The organism is Pseudomonas sp. TNT2022 ID642, assembly GCF_028656995.1.
Lineage (GTDB): Bacteria > Pseudomonadota > Gammaproteobacteria > Pseudomonadales > Pseudomonadaceae > Aquipseudomonas.
Genome location: NZ_JAMDGW010000001.1, coordinates 128,581 through 145,554 on the forward strand (window position 1 = coordinate 128,581; position 16,974 = coordinate 145,554).

Below are 16,974 nucleotides of genomic sequence, written 5' to 3' on the forward strand. Positions count from 1 at the left end.
ATGACGCAGAATTCCATCACCCGCAGTTGGGTCGCTTCGGCCAATGGCCACGCTGATTTCCCGCTGCAGAACCTGCCGCTGGGTGTGTTCAGCAGCAACGGTGCGGCGCCGCGCGCTGGCGTGGCGATTGGCGAACACATCTTCGATCTGCAAGTGGCGCTGGAAGCCGGGCTGTTCGACGGCGTCGCGCGCAGTGCGGTCGAAGCCATGCACGGCGGCCAGTTGAACGCGTTCTTCGAACTCGGTCGCGAGGCACGTGTGGCTCTGCGTTCGCGTCTGCTGGAACTGTTCATTGAAGGCAGCACTCACCGTGGCAACATCGAAGCCCAAGGCGCGAAACTGCTGCCACTGGCCGCCGATTGCCAACTGCATCTGCCGGCACGCATCAGCGATTACACCGACTTCTACGTGGGCATCGAGCACGCGCAGAACGTCGGCAAACTGTTCCGTCCGGATAACCCGTTGCTGCCGAACTACAAGCACGTGCCGATCGGTTATCACGGTCGCGCTTCCACTGTGCGCGCCTCCGGTACCGACGTGCGGCGTCCGAAAGGCCAGACCTTGCCGGCCGGTCAGACCGAACCCACTTTTGGTCCGTGCGCACGCCTGGACTATGAACTGGAGCTGGGCATCTGGATCGGTCAGGGCAACGAGATGGGCGATTCGATCGCCATCGGTGACGCCGCTGATCACATCGCCGGTTTCTGCCTGCTCAACGACTGGTCGGCGCGCGACATTCAGGCCTGGGAATACCAGCCGCTGGGTCCGTTCCTGTCGAAGAGTTTCATCACCAGCGTGTCGCCTTGGGTGGTCACGGCGGAAGCTCTGGAGCCGTTCCGCACCGCGCAACCGGCGCGCCCTGAAGGTGATCCGCAGCCGCTGCCGTATCTGTTCGACAAGCGTGATCAGGACGGCGGAGCCTTTGACATCGAACTGGAAGTGCTGCTGCTCACCGAAGCCATGCGCGAGCAGAACCTGCCGGCTCATCGTCTGACCCTGAGCAACACCCGCTACATGTACTGGACCGTCGCGCAAATGGTCGCACACCACAGCGTCAACGGCTGCCAGTTGCAGGCCGGTGACCTGTTCGGTTCGGGCACTTTGTCCGGCCCTGAGAGCGGTCAGTTCGGCAGCCTGCTGGAAATCACCGAGGGCGGCAAAAAGCCGATCGAACTGGCCTCTGGCGAGGTGCGTAAATTCCTTGAGGACGGCGACGAAATCATCCTGCGCGCGCGCTGTGCTCGTGATGGTTTTGCTTCGATCGGCTTCGGCGAATGCCGCGGCAAAGTGTTGCCGGCGCGCTGACAGGAGCGGCTTATGGATCTGTATACCTACTATCGTTCGACCTCGTCGTACCGGGTGCGAATCGCGCTGGCGCTGAAGGGTCTCGACTACCAGGCGCTGCCGGTCAACTTGATCGCGCCGCCGGGTGGCGAGCATCGGCAAGCGGCGTATCTGGCGATCAATCCACAGGGGCGGGTGCCGGCCCTGCGCACTGACGAAGGCGGTTTGCTGATTCAGTCGCCGGCCATCATCGAGTATCTGGAAGAACGTTATCCACAGGTGCCGCTGCTGCCTGAAGATCTGCTCGCCCGTGCGCAGGTGCGCGGTGTGGCGGCGGTGATCGGTTGCGACGTGCATCCGCTGCACAACGTCAGCGTGCTCAATCGTCTGCGCCAACTGGGGCACGACGAGCCGCAGGTGGTGGAGTGGATCAGTCACTGGATCAGCCAAGGACTGGCGACGGTGGAGCAGTTGATTGGCGATGAGGGCTTTTGTTTCGGCGAGTGGCCGTGTGTGGCGGATGTGTACCTGATTCCGCAGTTGTATGCGGCTGAGCGCTTTAACGTCAGCCTTGAGGCGTATCCGAACATTCGTCGGGTCGCCGCACTGGCGGCTGAACATCCAGCGTTCATCAAGGCCCATCCTGCCAACCAACCCGATACCCCGTAATTCCCCTGTGGGAGCGAGCCTGCTCGCGAAGGCTGAGGGTCAGTCACCATTCATTTGGCTGACACAGCGCATTCGCGAGCAGGCTCGCTCCCACAAGGTTCGGCGTTGAGCCTCCTAAAAATCATAAAAACAAAACAGGTACCTTGCGATGCACAACCAGATTGCCAGCTTCCGCGCGGCACTCGACGCCCGTCCTGTGTCCCGCTATCAGTGGTTACTCTTGATCCTGCTTGCCTTGCTGCTGGTCACCGACGGCTACGACGCCCAGGTGCTCGGTTACGTGGTGCCCGCGCTGGCGCAGGACTGGGGCCTGGAAAAGTCTGCGTTCGGGCCTGTGTTCAGCGCCAATCTGCTCGGTCTCACCCTTGGTTCACTGGCGGTCACGCCGCTGGCTGACCGCTTTGGCGTGCGCCGGATTCTGCTCGCCTGCGTATTGATCTACGCCACACTGACGGTGCTGATGGTCTTCGCCGATTCGCTGAACACACTGATGATCGCGCGTTTCATCTGCGGCATCGGCATGGGTGGAGCGATGCCCAGTGCCATGGCGTTGATGTCGGAATACTCGCCACCGCGTTTGCGCACTTTGATGGTGACGCTGGCGGCCTGTGGCTTCTCGTTCGGCGGGGCAGCGGGTGGTTTTGTCGCCGCCGGGTTCATCGACCGGTTCGGCTGGCAGGCGGTGTTCCTCGCCGGTGGCGTCACGCCGCTGCTGCTGTTTCCGTTTCTCTGGTGGATGCTGCCGGAATCGCTGCCGCGTCTGCTGCGTGATGCACCGCCGTATGCACGACTGCGCAAAGTCACCGCGCGCATGCTGCCGGATTGGCAGCCGCCCGTTGCCAGCGTCGAACAGAACGAACGCGAGCAGGGCAGCAAACTGACCGTGGTCGAGCTGTTCCGCAATGGCTACGCACGGCCGACCTTGCTGATCTGGGCGACGTTTTTCGTCAGCCTGATTCTGTTGTATTTCATGATCAGCTGGCTGCCGACCCTGCTCCTGGAAAGTGGCCTGAAACTCAACGAAGCCAATCTGGTGACGTCGATGTTCCTGTTCGCCGGCACCCTCGGCGCGATCTGCATGGCCTGGTTTGCCGACCGTTTGAAACGCAAGGTTCGTTTGCTGTCGGCGGTGTTGGCAGGTGCGGCGTTGTGCACGATTCTGCTTGGGCTCAATCACGACAATCCGCGTTATCTGGTGGCCTGCGTGTTCGCCGCCGGGTTCTGCATCATCGGCGGGCAACTGACGCTGAATGCGTTTGCCAGTAATTTCTACCCGGCGCATGTCCGCGCGACTGGCACGGGTTGGGCGTTGGGCGTGGGGCGTTTTGGTTCGATTCTCGGGCCGCTGTTTGGCAGCCTGCTGCTGGCGATGCACATTCCGGTGGCACAGATTTTCTTCTTCTGCGCGATCCCGGCGGTGATTGCCGCGCTGCTGATCATTCAGGTGCGTTCGCCCTCCGAAGGAAATTCGACAGTTGGAATGGGGATATCTGTGAAATCCTGAAGAGCAAAAGATCGCAGCCTTCGGCAGCTCCTACATGGGAATGCATATTTCAATGCAGGAGCTGCCGAAGGCTGCGATCTTTTGCGTTTAATGGACGACTGAATTGGGCGGCAGGTGCCCGAGGCGCTCGGTCAGGCGCAGGCGTTGAATCGGATCGTCGCTGAGCATCAGCGCATGCTCCAGATCAAAGCGCTCGGCGTTCGGGCAGTCGAGCCGCTGATAAAGACTGGCCCGGGCCAAGTAATCGGCGGCGCCGGCGTCACCCAGCTCGAGCACGCGTTCGGCGTCGATCAGCGCGGCGATGAAGTCATCATGGGTCAGGTACAACTGGCGCAGGTTGCGCGACAGGCGCTGGAGCATCTGCTGGGGTGTGGCGGTCAGCAGATGCTCGGCATTGAGCTTCATGTTCGGCCCGTATTGGCGCTGCAACAGCTCGCGACAATCATTGGGATACAACCGCCGGCCACCACAGGGATCAAGCAGGTGATCGGCGCCGGGCACCCGCAGCAGGAAGTGCCCGGGGAAGTTGACCCCGACCAGCGGGATCTCCAGCCGTCGCGCCAACTCCAGAGCAATCAGCGCCAATGCCAGCGGCTGGCCGCGCCGGGTCTGCAACACTTTGTGCAGCAGCGCAGCCTGCGGGCGCAGTGGCAGAAAATCGTCCTGAGCAAAACCCAGATCGGTCATGCGGCGTAACAACGGTTGCGCCAGCTCACTCACCGGCAGCATTGGCAAACCGTAACTGACCCGCTGTTGCAGCTCTTTGAATTCCTCCAACAGCGCGTCGGGGTCGACCGCTTTTTCGTGCTCGGCCGCCATCCACAGCGCGGCTTCGAACAGCGCGGGCGGTGAGCGGTGCAGGCATTCGAAAAAACGTTGACGCGCACTCATCGAAATCTCCGGGGAATGCCTCGTTTTAGCCCGCTCCGCGAGATTCGTCCAGTGTCCCGCTGCGCAGGTGTCGGGTTATGCCGTAAAGCCGTTGTCTGCGCGGGCGCTTATTCCGGTGCGCTCCAGCAATTTTCAGGCGCAGGCCTATACTGGCGTTCTACAAGAAGTGATTCGGGAGCCCAACGATGTTTGCGCTCATGCAAAGCACTCGCCTGGAATCGCTGCACCTTAGCGTTGATCCGGTCACCGGGTTGAAGGCGGTCATTGCCATCCATAACAGTCGCCTCGGGCCAGCCTTGGGCGGATGTCGTTATCTTGCCTATCCCAATGACGAATCCGCCGTCGAAGATGCCATTCGCCTTGCTCAGGGCATGAGCTACAAAGCCGCACTGGCAGGGCTGGCTCAGGGCGGTGGCGTCGCGGTGATCGTGCGTCCGGTCCATGTGGAGAGTCGTGGCGCGCTGTTCGAGGCCTTTGGCCGCTGCATCGATCAGCTTGACGGTCGCTACATCACCGCCATCGACAGCGGCACCTCGGTGGCGGACATGGATTGCATCGCCCAGCAGACCCAACATGTCACCAGCACCACCTCGGCCGGCGACCCGGCACCGCACGCGGCAATGGGCGTGTTTGCCGGCATTCGCGCAACGGCGATGGCCCGGCTGGGCAGCGATAATCTCGAAGGCTTGCGCATTGCTATTCAGGGCCTGGGCAATGTCGGTTTTGCCTTGGCCGAGCAACTGCACGCTGCCGGTGCTGAACTGCTGGTCAGCGATATCGACCACGGCAAGGTGCAACTGGCGATGGAGCAACTCAACGCCCATCCGATCGCCAACGACGCGTTACTCAGCACCCCGTGCGACATCCTTGCACCGTGCGGTCTGGGCGGTGTGCTGAACAGCCACAGCGTCACGCAACTGCGGTGTTCGGCCGTGGCGGGTTCGGCGAACAATCAACTGACGCATCTGGATGTCGCCGATCAACTGGAGCGGCGCGGGATTCTGTATGCGCCGGATTATGTGATCAATGCCGGGGGCTTGATCTATGTCTCGCTCAAGCATCGCGGCGAAGAACTGACCACCATTACCGCGCATTTGTCGAAGATCAGTTCACGGCTGACCGAAGTATTCGCTCACGCGCAGGCGGAAAAACGCTCGCCAGCGCGGGTGGCGGATGAGTTGGCAGAAAAAGTTTTGTATCGCTGAAAAAGCAAAAGATCGCAGCCTTCGGCAGCTCCTACAGGAAATACGTATTCCAATGTAGGAGCTGCCGAAGGCTGCGATCTTTTAGGGCGCTGCTTACTTCGCAGCTTTTGCCGCTTTGGCTGGCTTCGCTGGCGTTTCAGCAGGTTCCGCTGCTTCCGCATTATCGACCGGTTCTGCCGGTGCATTGAGCAGCTCGGACAGTGCATCCGGCTGGCTCTTGAACGCCCGGGCGAACACATCGCGATTCTTCGCCATGTAGATCCCGGCTTCTTCCACTTGCTGCTCAGTCAGGGACGGAACGGCTTTTTGCAGCACATCGGCCAGATATTCGGCCAGTTCGAGCATTTTGTCATGACGGTCAGCTTCGGCTTTATCCATGAACAAGCGCTCCAGATCTCGGCTGCTGCGGTATACCACTTCGACGGCCATTCACCACCTCACATGCCTTCACATTAAGTTGTCTTGACGACTACTGTATCCATATACAGCGAAAAGGATAAGCGAATCCCTGCGCCATGGGTAGTGGCTTTTCAATGTAGACCGGATTTCGGGTTTGTCAGGAGATCGTGTTGCTGCATTCGCGAGCAGGCTCGCTCCCACAAAAGCACAGCGGTGCGACCAAACGCCACGGCGCGGGTTTGGCGGCGTCTCGCCATGATGGCGTGGCCTCTTTTCTGCATGAAAACCCGTTACGTGCAGAAAACCGTCACGTCCAACACGCATCATCCGCTCGCATTCGAGCTAAGGAACATCATCGTGAAAATAAACTGGGCCGAGAAACTGCGGCAAAACGTGCATCAACTGGCCGAGTCCCTGGGCAACCTGTTCGTCGAAACCTTCCACTATCTGGCGCTGTTTGCCATCGGTGCGGTGACGGCATACGCGGCGGTGATGGAGTTTCTCGGGATGCTCGAGGAAGGCCACATCAAGATCGATGACATTCTGCTGCTGTTCATCTATCTCGAACTGGGGGCGATGGTCGGGATTTATTTCAAGACCAACCACATGCCGGTGCGCTTCCTGATCTACGTGGCGATCACCGCGTTGACCCGTCTGCTGATCTCCAACGTCTCGCACCACAACCCGCCGGACATGGGCATTATCTACCTGTGCGGCGGGATTCTGCTGCTGGCGCTGGCGATTCTGGTGGTGCGTTACGCCTCGTCACAATTTCCGTCGGTGAAGATCGAAAAACCACAGCGCACGCTGGGCACGGGTTCCAGCGAACATCCTGAAGTCGAGAAGGGTGAGCTTTAAAGCCCGGCCGCTGGTCGTGGCTGACCGCTGACACGTGGCGGTGGCGGCGTCAGCCCGCTGCCGCTGGTCATGGCTTCGAGGATCGCCATGGCGCTGTGGCCCTGTTCGATGGCGATGCCGAACTGAATGCTTTGCACCAGGCGCTTGAGACGCGCGGGGTCATTGCGTTGTTCGGCACTGATCATGCGTTTGGCCACGATTCGGCCGCTGTTGGACAGGGTCAGCATGATGCTGCCGTCCAGGCCCTGAATGCTCAGGTTGATCTGATAGTCCGGCGCAAAGGCATCGGTAATGATCTGAAAAGGATTGTCCATGATGCGTCACCGCCTGATTGAACGTGCAGTTGTTGACCGGCCGTGATCGGGTTGGTTCGCCCCACCGGATCATCGGCGATTCCGTGGCCTGTATTTGTTGCTTCATGTAGGAGCTGTCGAGTGAAACGAGGCTGCTCCTGCAGTGGTATAGCAAGGCCTGTGCCGGGAAAATTGTCGAACAATGAACACGGGGATAAAAAAGGCGAGCCACAGGGCTCGCCTTTTTTTATGGCGCGTTTTCAGGGCAGAACCGTGTAGATGATCGCTGACAGTGCAATCAGGCCGATCAACACCACAAACACGTTGGACACCTGGCCCGAATACTGGCGCAAGGCTGGCACGCGGCGGATGGCGTACATCGGCATCAAGAACAGCAGGCAGGCTATCACTGGCCCACCGAAAGCCTCGATCATCCCGAGGATGCTCGGGTTGAAGGTCGCTACGGCCCAGCAGCTGAGGATCATGAACACGGCGGTTGCGCGGTTCAGCCAGCTCGCTGACATGACCCGGCCACGGCTGCGCAGGCTTTTCACGATCATGCCTTGAAAGCCTTCGCTGGCGCCGATGTAGTGGCCGAGGAAGGATTTGGTGATCGCCACCAGCGCAATCAGCGGCGCGGCGTAAGCGATGACCGGGGTCTGGAAGTGGTTGGCCAGGTACGACAGGATCGAAATGTTCTGCGCCTTGGCCGCTGCCAGATCCGCCGGCGACAACGCCAGTACACAACTGAAGCAGAAGAACATCACCGTGACGACCATCATGCCGTGCGCCATGGCGAGGATGCCGCTGCTCTTGCGTTCGGCCTGCTCGCCATAGCGTTGTTTTTGGTCAACCGCAAACGCGGAGATGATCGGCGAATGGTTGAACGAGAACACCATCACCGGGATTGCCAGCCACAGCGTCTTGAGAAATACGGACATTGGCATGGCTTCTTGAGCACTGGCGAAAAACGCGCCGTTCCAGTTCGGAATCAGGCTGACCGCGAGCAGCAGCAATGCGGCGACGAATGGATACACCAACACGCTCATGGCTTTGACGATCACGCTCTGACCGCAACGAACAATCGCCATCAAACCGAGGATCAGCGCCAGCGAAAGGATCGCCCGAGGCGGCGGGGCGATGTGCAATTGGTGTTCGAGAAAGCTGCTCAGGGTGTTGGTCAGCGCCACGCTGTACACCAGCAGGATCGGGAAGATCGCAAAGAAATACAGCAGCGTGATCAGCTTGCCGGCACCGATGCCGAAGTGTTCTTCGACCACTTCGGTGATATCCCCGGAGCGCCCGGACAGCACGAATCGGGTCAGGCCACGGTGGGCAAAAAACGTCATCGGGAAGGCCAGTACGGCGAGAATCAGCAACGGCCAGAAACCACCGACACCGGCGTTGATTGGCAGGAACAATGTCCCGGCACCGATGGCCGTGCCGTACAGGCCAAGCATCCAGGTGGTGTCGAATTTGCTCCAGCCCTTGTGGGCTGTTTCTTGATTGCGTGTGCGGTCTACAGCGGGATTTTCGGCAGCAGGTGTACGTACATCGGTCATCGGTATCGCCTCGTTATTATTTTTGCTCGGGCTCACGGTTGGCAGACCGCTCTGTGCGGTCTGCCGGGGCGGTCAGGGAATGCGCGTCAGCACTCCACCCAGTTCACAGCCAGGCCGCCCCGTGAAGTCTCTTTGTATTTGTCATGCATGTCGGCGCCGGTATCGCGCATGGTGCGGATCACCCGGTCGAGGGAAATGAAATGGTTGCCGTCGCCGCGCAGGGCCATTTGTGTGGCGTTGATCGCTTTCACGGCGGCGATGGCGTTGCGCTCGATGCACGGCACTTGTACGAGGCCTCCGACCGGGTCGCAGGTCAGGCCAAGGTTGTGTTCCAGGCCGATTTCGGCGGCGTTTTCCAATTGCTCAGGGGTGGCGCCGAGCACGTCGGCCAAGCCAGCCGCCGCCATTGCGCAGGCCGAACCGACTTCACCCTGACAGCCGACTTCGGCGCCGGAGATCGAGGCATTTTTCTTACACAGAATGCCTACGGCGGCCGCACCGAGAAAGAAAGCGACCACGTCATCGTCAGACGCGTCGGGATTGAATTTCATGTAGTAGTGCAGAACCGCCGGGATGATCCCGGCTGCACCGTTGGTCGGCGCAGTGACCATGCGCCCGCCTGCAGCATTCTCTTCGTTGACGGCGAGGGCGAACAGGTTGACCCATTCCATTGCCGACAGCGTCGAACTGATCACGTTGGGCTTGCCGATTTCCAGCAGGCTGCGATGCAATTTCGCGGCGCGGCGTGGCACATTCAGACCGCCGGGCAGGATGCCTTCATGGCGCAGGCCTTGTTCGACGCACTCACGCATCACCGACCAGATGTGCAGCAGACCCTGACGGATTTCGGCGTCGCTACGCCAGGCGCGCTCGTTGGCCATCATCAGTTCGGACACGCGCAGGTTGTGCTGTTTGCACAGCGACAGCAGTTCGGCGGCGCTGGAGAAATCGTACGGCAACACCACGTCGCCGGCCGGTGCGACACCGGACTCGGCTTCCGCCGCTTCGATGATGAAACCGCCGCCAACCGAGTAGTACGTCTGCTCGAACAACTCGGCGGTTTCGCCAAAGGCTGTCAGCGACATGGCGTTGGGGTGGTAGGGCAGGCTCTCGTCCAGCAGCAGGAGATCACGCTGCCAGTCGAAGGCAATTTCTCTCTGACCGGCGAGGGACAGTTGGCCTGTCTCGCGTAGTTGCTGGATGCGGGGATCGATGGTCGCCGGATCGATGCTGTCCGGCCATTCGCCCATCAGGCCCATGACCGTGGCGCGGTCGGTGGCGTGACCGACGCCGGTGGCTGACAGCGAGCCATATAAACGGATTTCCACACGACGCACATCGTTCAACAAATGCTGATCAATGAGCGCCTGAGCGAAGGTCGCTGCCGCCCGCATCGGGCCGACGGTGTGGGAACTGGACGGACCGATACCGACTTTGAATAGATCGAAAACACTGATAGCCATGCTAAACCCTTACAAGCAATGGAGTACGAATCGCTGCCATTTTTTGTAGGACAAGCGCAATGTCGGCGATACTGCCTACCTCGGTCCTACGTGACTAACGAAACTTCCTAAGTAAGCCTTTAGCAGGACTAAACAATGAGTCGTCAATTGCATGCCCAGACCTACGTCTGGCTGCAGGTGTTTTCCTGTGCCGCGCGGCACCTGTCGTTCACCCGTTGTGCCGAAGAGCTGCACATCACCCCGGGGGCGGTCAGTCAGCAGATTCGTCAGTTGGAAGAGCGCCTGGGTTTTCGCCTGTTTCACCGGCGCGCGCGGGGCGTCGAGTTGAGCGCAGAAGGGCAGCGGTTGGCGATCACCGTCAACGAGGCGTACGGCAGCATCGATGCCGAATTGCGTCGACTGGACGCGGGAATGATCAGCGGGATTTTGCGCGTGCGTTCGATTCCGTCGTTTCTCAGCAAGTGGCTGACGCCGCGTCTACCGCGCCTGCAACAGCGCTATCCGGATATTCAGCTGCGGCTGGTCGCCGAGGACAGTAGCGTGCCGTTGCACGAAGGCGACTTTGATCTGGCGATCGATTTGAACGACGGCAGTTACCCGGGATTGTTATCCACAGCCTTGCTCGATGAGCAGATTTTCCCGGTGTGTGCGCCGAGCCTGTTGCGCGGGCGGCCGCCACTGCATGGCCCGGCGGATCTGGTGCATTTTCCGCTGCTGCACGACATCACCGCCTGGCGTGGCAGTTATGAATACGCGGAGTGGGAGTTCTATTTAAACGCGATCGGCTTTGAAGGCGCCGACGTACGGCGTGGGCATACCTTCAATCGCAATCACCTGACCATCGAAGCGGCGATTGCCGGCATGGGCGTGGCGATTGCCCGTCGTACATTGCTCAACGATGAGCTGGAGCGGGGAACGTTGATCGTGCCATTTGGCCTGTCGGTGCCCAATCACAAACGCTATGTGTTGCTATATGCGCCGGGGGCGCTGAGCCATCCGGGCGTGCGTGCGGTGCATGACTGGCTGGTGGAGGAAGCGGGGATTTTTCGCAGCTTGCACCCGTTGAATGACGGGCAATTGTGAGCAGATTTTGCCGGGTTGCGAGGCGACCCAACTCCCGACCTTACCAGTGCTTTGCTCGATTGTCCGGCTTTTTTTGCGAATGAATATTTATCTTTTTTCAGGGGTTGAAATGTTCGTCAGTCGGGCCGATTGTTGTAACCAGGAGGTCAGGAAATTCAACTCAAGGCCTCTCACGAGCTAGCTGAAATAAGGGATGAACTATGCAAATCCAAGTCAACAGCGATAACCATATTCAAAGTAGTCAACGACTGGAGGAGTGGGTACGTACAACCATTGAGAGCACGCTCGAACGTTATGAAGAAGACCTGACCCGCGTCGAAGTCCATCTGGCTGACGAGAACGGTGACAAACCAGGTCCCCATGACATGCGCTGCCAACTGGAAGCGCGGCCAAAAGGCCATCAACCGATTTCCGTGACCCACAAGGCCGATTCGCTGGAACAGGCGATCGACGGTGCAGCCGAAAAACTCGAGCACGCTCTTGAGCACCTTTTTGGCAAACTGCGAGGTAAGCCACGTGCCGCTGTGGTGCCATTTAGCAAGGCGAATGACGCTCTGCTGGAGGAAGAATTTCTTGAGAACGAACAGGCAGCGATCAACAGTTGATGCGCTGACTTTATAAACCACCCAATGAGAACGGGCCTGCGGAAGCAGGCCCGTTTTTGTTTGTGGCAATTTTTTGCGCCGGGCACAAGATCGCGGCCCCTCACCCCAGCCCTCTCCCGGAGGGAGAGGGGGCCGACCGAGGGGTATCGCGGGGTACATCGACCTGGAAAACCGATTCGATTATGGATTCGACACAGTACTTTCAGATCGGTGTATTTCTCAGGCATTCCCCGATCAGTCCCGCCACTCTCCGGGAGAGGGCCGACCGAGGTGTCTTGCGGGGTACACCGACCTGAACGACCGAGTCGATTATGGATTCGGCAAAGCAGCTTCAGGTCGGCGTGCCTCGCAAGCATCTCCCAATCAGTTCCTCCTCTCTCCGGGAGAACGCTGACCGAGTCGGTTATGGATTCAGCCCAATAATTTCAGGTCGATGTATTTCTCAAGCATCCCACAATCAGTCCCCTCTCCCTTTGGGAGAGGGTTAGGGTGAGGGCATTTTTCGATTCGCCGCAATTCTTATGATCTGCTCCAGTACGTCATCCATCTGCTGAGCTACCTCAAGATTACTGAAACGCACGACTTCAATGCCCTTTTGGTTCAGATAGCGTGTCCGGCGCTGGTCATGAATCAATCCCGCTGTTTCAAAATGCTGCCCACCGTCCAGCTCAATCGCCAATTTCAGCTCCGCACAGTAAAAATCCAGCACGTAAGGCGGACACGGAAACTGCCGGCGAAATTTCAGATTGGCGATTTGGCGGGAGCGGAGTTTTTGCCAGAGCAGCTGTTCGCAATCGGTTTGGTTGACGCGGAGCTGGCGGGCGAATTGGGCGAGGGTGGGGCGGGTTTGCATGCTTCACGATCCTTGTGAAGTTGGTTTGAAGTTTTACTTTAGACCATGACCTGCTGACCTGCTGACCTGCTGACCTGCTGACCTGCTGACCTGCTGACCCTCACCCCAGCCCTCTCCCGGAGGGAGAGGGGGCCGACCGAGGTGTCTTGCGGGGTACATCGACCTGAAAGACCGAGTCGATTATAGATTCGGCGAAGCGGTTTCAGGTCGAGTAGATTATGGATTCGGCACAGCACGTTCAGGTCGGCGTACTTCGCAAGCATCCCCCAATCAGTCCCCTCTCCCTCTGGGCGGTCCGACGTTTCGGGAGGGTTAGGGTGAGGGTTTTTTCAATCCTCAGAACGCCACAGAAGTCTGCACATAAACCGTCCGCGGCTCACCCACATACTTACCCTTGTTATTGTCATCAAACGAACGCGTGAAGTACTGCGTGTTGAAGATGTTCTTCACGCCCACCGCCACGTTCAGATCCGACAACTGCGGCCCGAAGTCGTAACCCGCACGGCTGCTGAACAGCATGTACCCGGGGATCTTGCCGGTGCTGCCATCGGCACTTTCCTTCGAGGTGTTGGCGTTGTCGGCGAACTGGTCGCTCTGGAAGCTGCTGTCCAGATTCAGCTTCCACGGGCCTTCGGTGTAACCGACGCCAATCGTGCCTTTGTGTTTCGACGAGAACGGCACGCGATTGCCTTTGTTCGGTCCGTCTTCGCGGATGGTCGCGTCAACGTAGGCGTAGCTGGCGTAGACATCGAAACCGGCGAGCGCCGGGCTCAAGTCATCCAGTGCGTAATTGACGCTGGTCTCGATACCCTGATGACGGGTTTCACCACGGGCGATCACCGAGTCGTTGGTCTGGTTGCTTTCGTACTGGTTGTCGAAGTTGATCAGGAACGCGCCGATCTCCGCGCGCAATGCGCCATTGTCATAGCGCGTGCCGAGCTCCCAGGTGCGCGCCTTCTCCGGTTTCACTTCACCGCTGGTTACACGGTTGGGCATCTGACTGTACTGCACGCTGCCGAACGAGCCTTCGGTGTTGGCGTACAGGTTCCAGCTGTCGGTCAGGTGATAGAGCACGTTCAGCGCCGGCAACGCGGTGTTGTAATCGCCCTTGTATTTGACGTTGGTCAGGTTGTTGGTCTGCTGCGACTCGATCATCTCGTAGCGCACGCCCGGGGTGATTGTCCATTTGCCGATGTCGATGCGGTCGTCGACGAAGAACGCATTGGCTTCGGTGCCGCCACGGGTATCACGGTCATTGCGGCTGGCGGTGGTCGGGTATTCGTTGCTGCTGATCGGCGTGCGATAGCGCAGTTCGTGGCCAGCCTCGTTGATGTAGCGATAGCCGACGCCGACTTCATGGCTGGTCGGGCCGAGGTCGAAGCCTTGGGCGAAGCGGGTTTCCAGACCGCGCACCCAATACTCGCGCGGCGACAGCGAGAGGAACGTGCCCTGATCGAGATAACCGCTGCGCAAGGTCTTGGTGAAGAAAGTGTTGGCGGTGAATTCGCGGCGATCATCCTGATAGCGATAGCCGAAATTGAACATCGTGCGACGGCCCCAGAACTGGTCTTTTGGCCGTGTCGACTGGTACGGATCGGCGTCGTAATCGGCAACATTCAGACCGCCGGGCATGTCGGCCTTGCCTTCGTAATACTGGGCCATGGCGTTGAAGCTGTTGGCCTCGTCGAGCTGGTATTGGCCCTTGAGGATCAGGTCGTCGATCTCGGTGTCGCTGTGTTCACGCCAGTCGCCGCCGCGCGTCCCGGAGTAGAGCAACGCGCCGCCGAGACCATTTTCATTGGTGCCGCCGGCCAGCAGGTTGGCGCTGGTCTTGAAGCCGTCGTGGCTCGAGGATGGGCTGGTTTCGGTCTGGAAGCCGCCCTTGACCGTTGGCTCGTCGGGAATGGCCCGCGTCACGAAGTTGACCACGCCGCCGACGTTCTGCGGCCCGTAACGCACTGCGCCACCGCCACGCACCACGTCCACGGCATCCATGTTGCCCATGCTGATCGGCGCGAACGATAACTGCGGTTGGCCATAAGGCGCGAACGGCACCGGAATCCCGTCCATCAGCACCGTCGAGCGCGCGGCCAGTCGCGGGTTCAAGCCACGGATACCGAAATTCAGCGCCATATCGTGGCTGCCGGTGCCGTTGTTTTCCGGGGCGTTGACGCCGGGGATACGGTTGAGCACATCGCGCGCCTGAGTCGCGCCCTGACGTTCGAATTCTTCGCGGCGGATCACGTCGCGAGCACCGGGATGTTCAAACACGTTGATTTGCGCGGCGTCGCCCAGCCAGTCGCCGACGACTTTCGAAGTGTCCAGCTCCAGCGCGGCATCCGCCACCGGTTGCAGACTGAACGCATTGTTGCCCTCGGCGCGCGCTTGCAGGCCGGTGCCTTCGAGCAGCGCATTCAAACCCTGTTCAGGCGTGTAGCTGCCCTCCAGACCTCGACTTTGCACACCACTGGTGACTTGCGAACCGAATGAAATCAGCACGCCTGCTTCACGGCCAAACTGGTTGAGAGCGTTTTCCAGCGTCGACGGCGCGATGTGGTACGCCTTGGCATCAGCGGCCAGCGCGGCGGGCAGGACGCAGAGGCTCAGGCTGGCGCCGAGGACAAGATTGCGCAGGGTGCGAGCCAGTGGCGTGAGGCGGGTGGAGTGCATGTCGGATGATCCTGAGAAGGTTGAATCAAGGGGGCTTTCCTTCTCTGTCACGCCAGATCTGAAAAACGGCTCATTTATTTTTCAAGATCAAAGGATCGTCCGATCTTTTGATTCTGCTGCTTTAAACCCGCGCTTCGACGCTCACCCAGTAGCGGGTAAAGCGCTTCACCTTCACCGGCAAACTGATTTCCAGCAGATCGAGAATCCGCTCGCTGTCGTCCAGTGGATAAGTCCCGGAGATCAGCAGATCGGCGACTTTCCGGTCGCAATTGAGCTGGCCGCGACGATAGCGGCCGAGTTCATCGAGGAAATCGCCGAGACGCATGTGCGCCGCCACCAGCATGCCGTCAGCCCAGGCGCCGCTGTTCGCGTCCAGAGGTTTGGCTGCGCTGACGGACGTCGAGGTGAAACTCAACTGACGCGCGAGCGGCAGCAACAGCGGCGCGCGTCCATTGCTGTTCAGTTCGACTCGACCGTCGAACAGCGCAATCTGCGTGCGATCGGCAAACTGGCGCACATTGAGGCGCGCGCCCTGAGTTTTCAGCAGGCCCTGAGCCGTGTGCACTTCGAAAGATTGCGCGGCCGTCAGGAGGATTTCGCCTTCGAGCAAGCGGATCAATCGCTGCGCACCGTCGACGTCCACGGCACTGGCGGTATTGAGTTGCAACTTATCACCGCCACCCAGGGAAATTTTGCGTCGCTGCCCCAGCGGGCTGCGGTAATCGGCGAGCAGCGACGGCACAGGATTGTGCTCGCGCATGCCCCAAGTGACCGCCGTGCCCGCGCCAAGAATCAGCAGCAGTTTCATTGCCTGACGACGGCTGCCGGACTTCGGCCCGTTCAACGCCGCGTGTGCCAGCGGCGAAGACACGCCGCGCAACCTCTGGTTGACCCGCTGAATATGCTCCCACGCCCGCCGATGCTCGCTGTGCGCATCCAGCCACTGTTGCATTGCCAATCGCTGGCGTGGTGACAGTGCGCCTTGCTGCATTTCCATCAGCCAGTGCACCGCCTGCTCGGCAACCTGAGAGGAGAAATCCGGTGCGCGGCTCATAGGGCGAAGTAGCAGCGCATGGCGGCTTTATTCAGGTGACGTTTGACCGTGGCCACGGATATACCCAGTTCAGCGGCGATCTGTGGATAAGTCAGGCCATCGACCTGCGCCAGCAAAAAGGCGCGTTTGACCTGACGCGGCAAACCGTCGAGTAACTGATCCAGTTCCATCAGGGTCTGCAGGATGATCGCTTTGTCTTCTTCCGACGGCGCAACCATTTCCGGCATCTGCGCCAGGGTATCGAGGTAAGCGCGTTCCAGATCCTGACGGCGGTAATGATTGAACAGAACGCGCTTGGCCAACGTCGTCAGAAAGGCGCGCGGCTCGATAATCACCGGCGGTTCGCGGGCGGTCAGCACCTTGATGAAGGTGTCTTGGGCCAAGTCCGCCGCGCTGTCCGGGCAACCGAGTTTGCGCCGCAACCAGCCAGTGAGCCAGCCGTGATGGGCCTGATACAGCGATTCGACGGGATGGGCGGACGACAACGGTGAACTCCGGGCGCTTTCTTGACGCGGTAGAGAGTGTGCGTTAGAGAACAAGAACTGTTCGCATTGTAGGGGGCGAAGTGCTCAACCGGCAAT

Annotated in this window: 15 protein-coding genes and 1 pseudogene; 7 read left to right on the forward strand and 9 right to left on the reverse strand. The window is 59.7% G+C overall.

All coding sequences use genetic code 11. The features are described from left to right. The 3 genes from fahA (at position 1) to M5G26_RS00595 (ending at position 3,457) form a co-directional block, all read left to right on the forward strand. On the forward strand, positions 1-1,305 hold the full coding sequence (gene fahA, locus M5G26_RS00585) for a fumarylacetoacetase (RefSeq protein WP_273914194.1): 1,305 nt from the start codon (positions 1-3) through the stop codon (positions 1,303-1,305). A gap of 12 nt (positions 1,306-1,317) precedes the next feature. Beyond that, positions 1,318-1,953, forward strand: a complete 636-nt coding sequence (maiA, locus tag M5G26_RS00590) for a maleylacetoacetate isomerase (RefSeq protein ID WP_134174672.1) — start codon at positions 1,318-1,320, stop codon at positions 1,951-1,953. 148 nt (positions 1,954-2,101) lie between these two features. Continuing rightward, positions 2,102-3,457 carry an MFS transporter gene (locus tag M5G26_RS00595; RefSeq protein ID WP_273914195.1) on the forward strand — a complete coding sequence of 452 codons (1,356 nt, stop codon included), beginning with the start codon at positions 2,102-2,104 and terminating at the stop codon, positions 3,455-3,457. An 87-nt stretch (positions 3,458-3,544) separates the two neighbouring features. Here the strand turns inward: M5G26_RS00595 and M5G26_RS00600 are convergent, their stop codons facing one another. After that, the gene (locus tag M5G26_RS00600; RefSeq protein WP_273914196.1) at positions 3,545-4,348 is read right to left on the reverse strand and encodes a SirB1 family protein; all 804 of its coding nucleotides are present in this window, start codon (positions 4,346-4,348) and stop codon (positions 3,545-3,547) included. Between the two features lie 185 nt (positions 4,349-4,533). Between M5G26_RS00600 and M5G26_RS00605 the strand changes: the two genes are divergently transcribed. Further along, positions 4,534-5,553 carry a Glu/Leu/Phe/Val dehydrogenase family protein gene (locus tag M5G26_RS00605; RefSeq protein ID WP_134174678.1) on the forward strand — a complete coding sequence of 340 codons (1,020 nt, stop codon included), beginning with the start codon at positions 4,534-4,536 and terminating at the stop codon, positions 5,551-5,553. Between the two features lie 174 nt (positions 5,554-5,727). Here the strand turns inward: M5G26_RS00605 and M5G26_RS00610 are convergent. Beyond that, positions 5,728-5,982 (reverse strand): annotated as a pseudogene (locus M5G26_RS00610) (YebG family protein); the annotation flags it as partial. A gap of 327 nt (positions 5,983-6,309) precedes the next feature. Between M5G26_RS00610 and M5G26_RS00615 the strand changes: the two are divergent. Continuing rightward, complete coding sequence (locus M5G26_RS00615; RefSeq protein WP_053117232.1) at positions 6,310-6,810, forward strand: phosphate-starvation-inducible protein PsiE; 501 nt, start codon at positions 6,310-6,312, stop codon at positions 6,808-6,810. Here M5G26_RS00615 and M5G26_RS00620 read toward each other — a convergent pair. The 3 genes from M5G26_RS00620 to M5G26_RS00630 all read right to left on the reverse strand — a co-directional run bounded on the left by M5G26_RS00620 (position 6,807) and on the right by M5G26_RS00630 (position 10,128). Beyond that, entirely contained in the window at positions 6,807-7,124 is a 318-nt protein-coding gene (locus tag M5G26_RS00620) for a DUF3509 domain-containing protein (protein ID WP_134174680.1), read from the reverse strand. The two genes, M5G26_RS00615 and M5G26_RS00620, sit on opposite strands and share 4 nt — an antisense overlap. 239 nt (positions 7,125-7,363) lie before the next feature. Then, positions 7,364-8,665 carry an HAAAP family serine/threonine permease gene (locus M5G26_RS00625; protein WP_273914197.1) on the reverse strand — a complete coding sequence of 434 codons (1,302 nt, stop codon included), beginning with the start codon at positions 8,663-8,665 and terminating at the stop codon, positions 7,364-7,366. 86 nt (positions 8,666-8,751) lie between these two features. Further along, positions 8,752-10,128, reverse strand: coding sequence for an L-serine ammonia-lyase (locus M5G26_RS00630; RefSeq protein WP_273914198.1), 1,377 nt, complete (start codon positions 10,126-10,128; stop codon positions 8,752-8,754). Positions 10,129-10,263: 135 nt separating this feature from the next. Here M5G26_RS00630 and M5G26_RS00635 point away from each other — a divergent pair, with 135 nt between their 5' ends. Together M5G26_RS00635 and M5G26_RS00640 are read left to right on the forward strand one after the other, a co-directional pair. Continuing rightward, complete coding sequence (locus tag M5G26_RS00635; RefSeq protein ID WP_007914183.1) at positions 10,264-11,211, forward strand: LysR substrate-binding domain-containing protein; 948 nt, start codon at positions 10,264-10,266, stop codon at positions 11,209-11,211. A 200-nt stretch (positions 11,212-11,411) separates the two neighbouring features. Then, the gene (locus tag M5G26_RS00640) at positions 11,412-11,816 is read left to right on the forward strand and encodes an HPF/RaiA family ribosome-associated protein (protein ID WP_116029519.1); all 405 of its coding nucleotides are present in this window, start codon (positions 11,412-11,414) and stop codon (positions 11,814-11,816) included. A gap of 484 nt (positions 11,817-12,300) precedes the next feature. Here M5G26_RS00640 and M5G26_RS00645 read toward each other — a convergent pair whose 3' ends face one another. The 4 genes from M5G26_RS00645 to M5G26_RS00660 all read right to left on the reverse strand — a co-directional run bounded on the left by M5G26_RS00645 (position 12,301) and on the right by M5G26_RS00660 (position 16,878). After that, on the reverse strand, positions 12,301-12,669 hold the full coding sequence (locus M5G26_RS00645) for an endonuclease domain-containing protein (RefSeq protein WP_150730101.1): 369 nt from the start codon (positions 12,667-12,669) through the stop codon (positions 12,301-12,303). 336 nt (positions 12,670-13,005) lie between these two features. Beyond that, a complete protein-coding gene (fecA, locus tag M5G26_RS00650) occupies positions 13,006-15,339 on the reverse strand; it encodes a TonB-dependent Fe(3+) dicitrate receptor FecA (RefSeq protein ID WP_273914199.1) in 2,334 nt (777 codons plus the stop codon). A 121-nt stretch (positions 15,340-15,460) separates the two neighbouring features. Next, entirely contained in the window at positions 15,461-16,393 is a 933-nt protein-coding gene (locus tag M5G26_RS00655; protein ID WP_273914200.1) for a FecR domain-containing protein, read from the reverse strand. After that, complete coding sequence (locus M5G26_RS00660; protein WP_273914201.1) at positions 16,390-16,878, reverse strand: sigma-70 family RNA polymerase sigma factor; 489 nt, start codon at positions 16,876-16,878, stop codon at positions 16,390-16,392. The genes M5G26_RS00655 and M5G26_RS00660 overlap by 4 nt, the downstream gene beginning before the upstream one ends. Between the last annotated feature and the right edge of the window lie 96 nt (positions 16,879-16,974).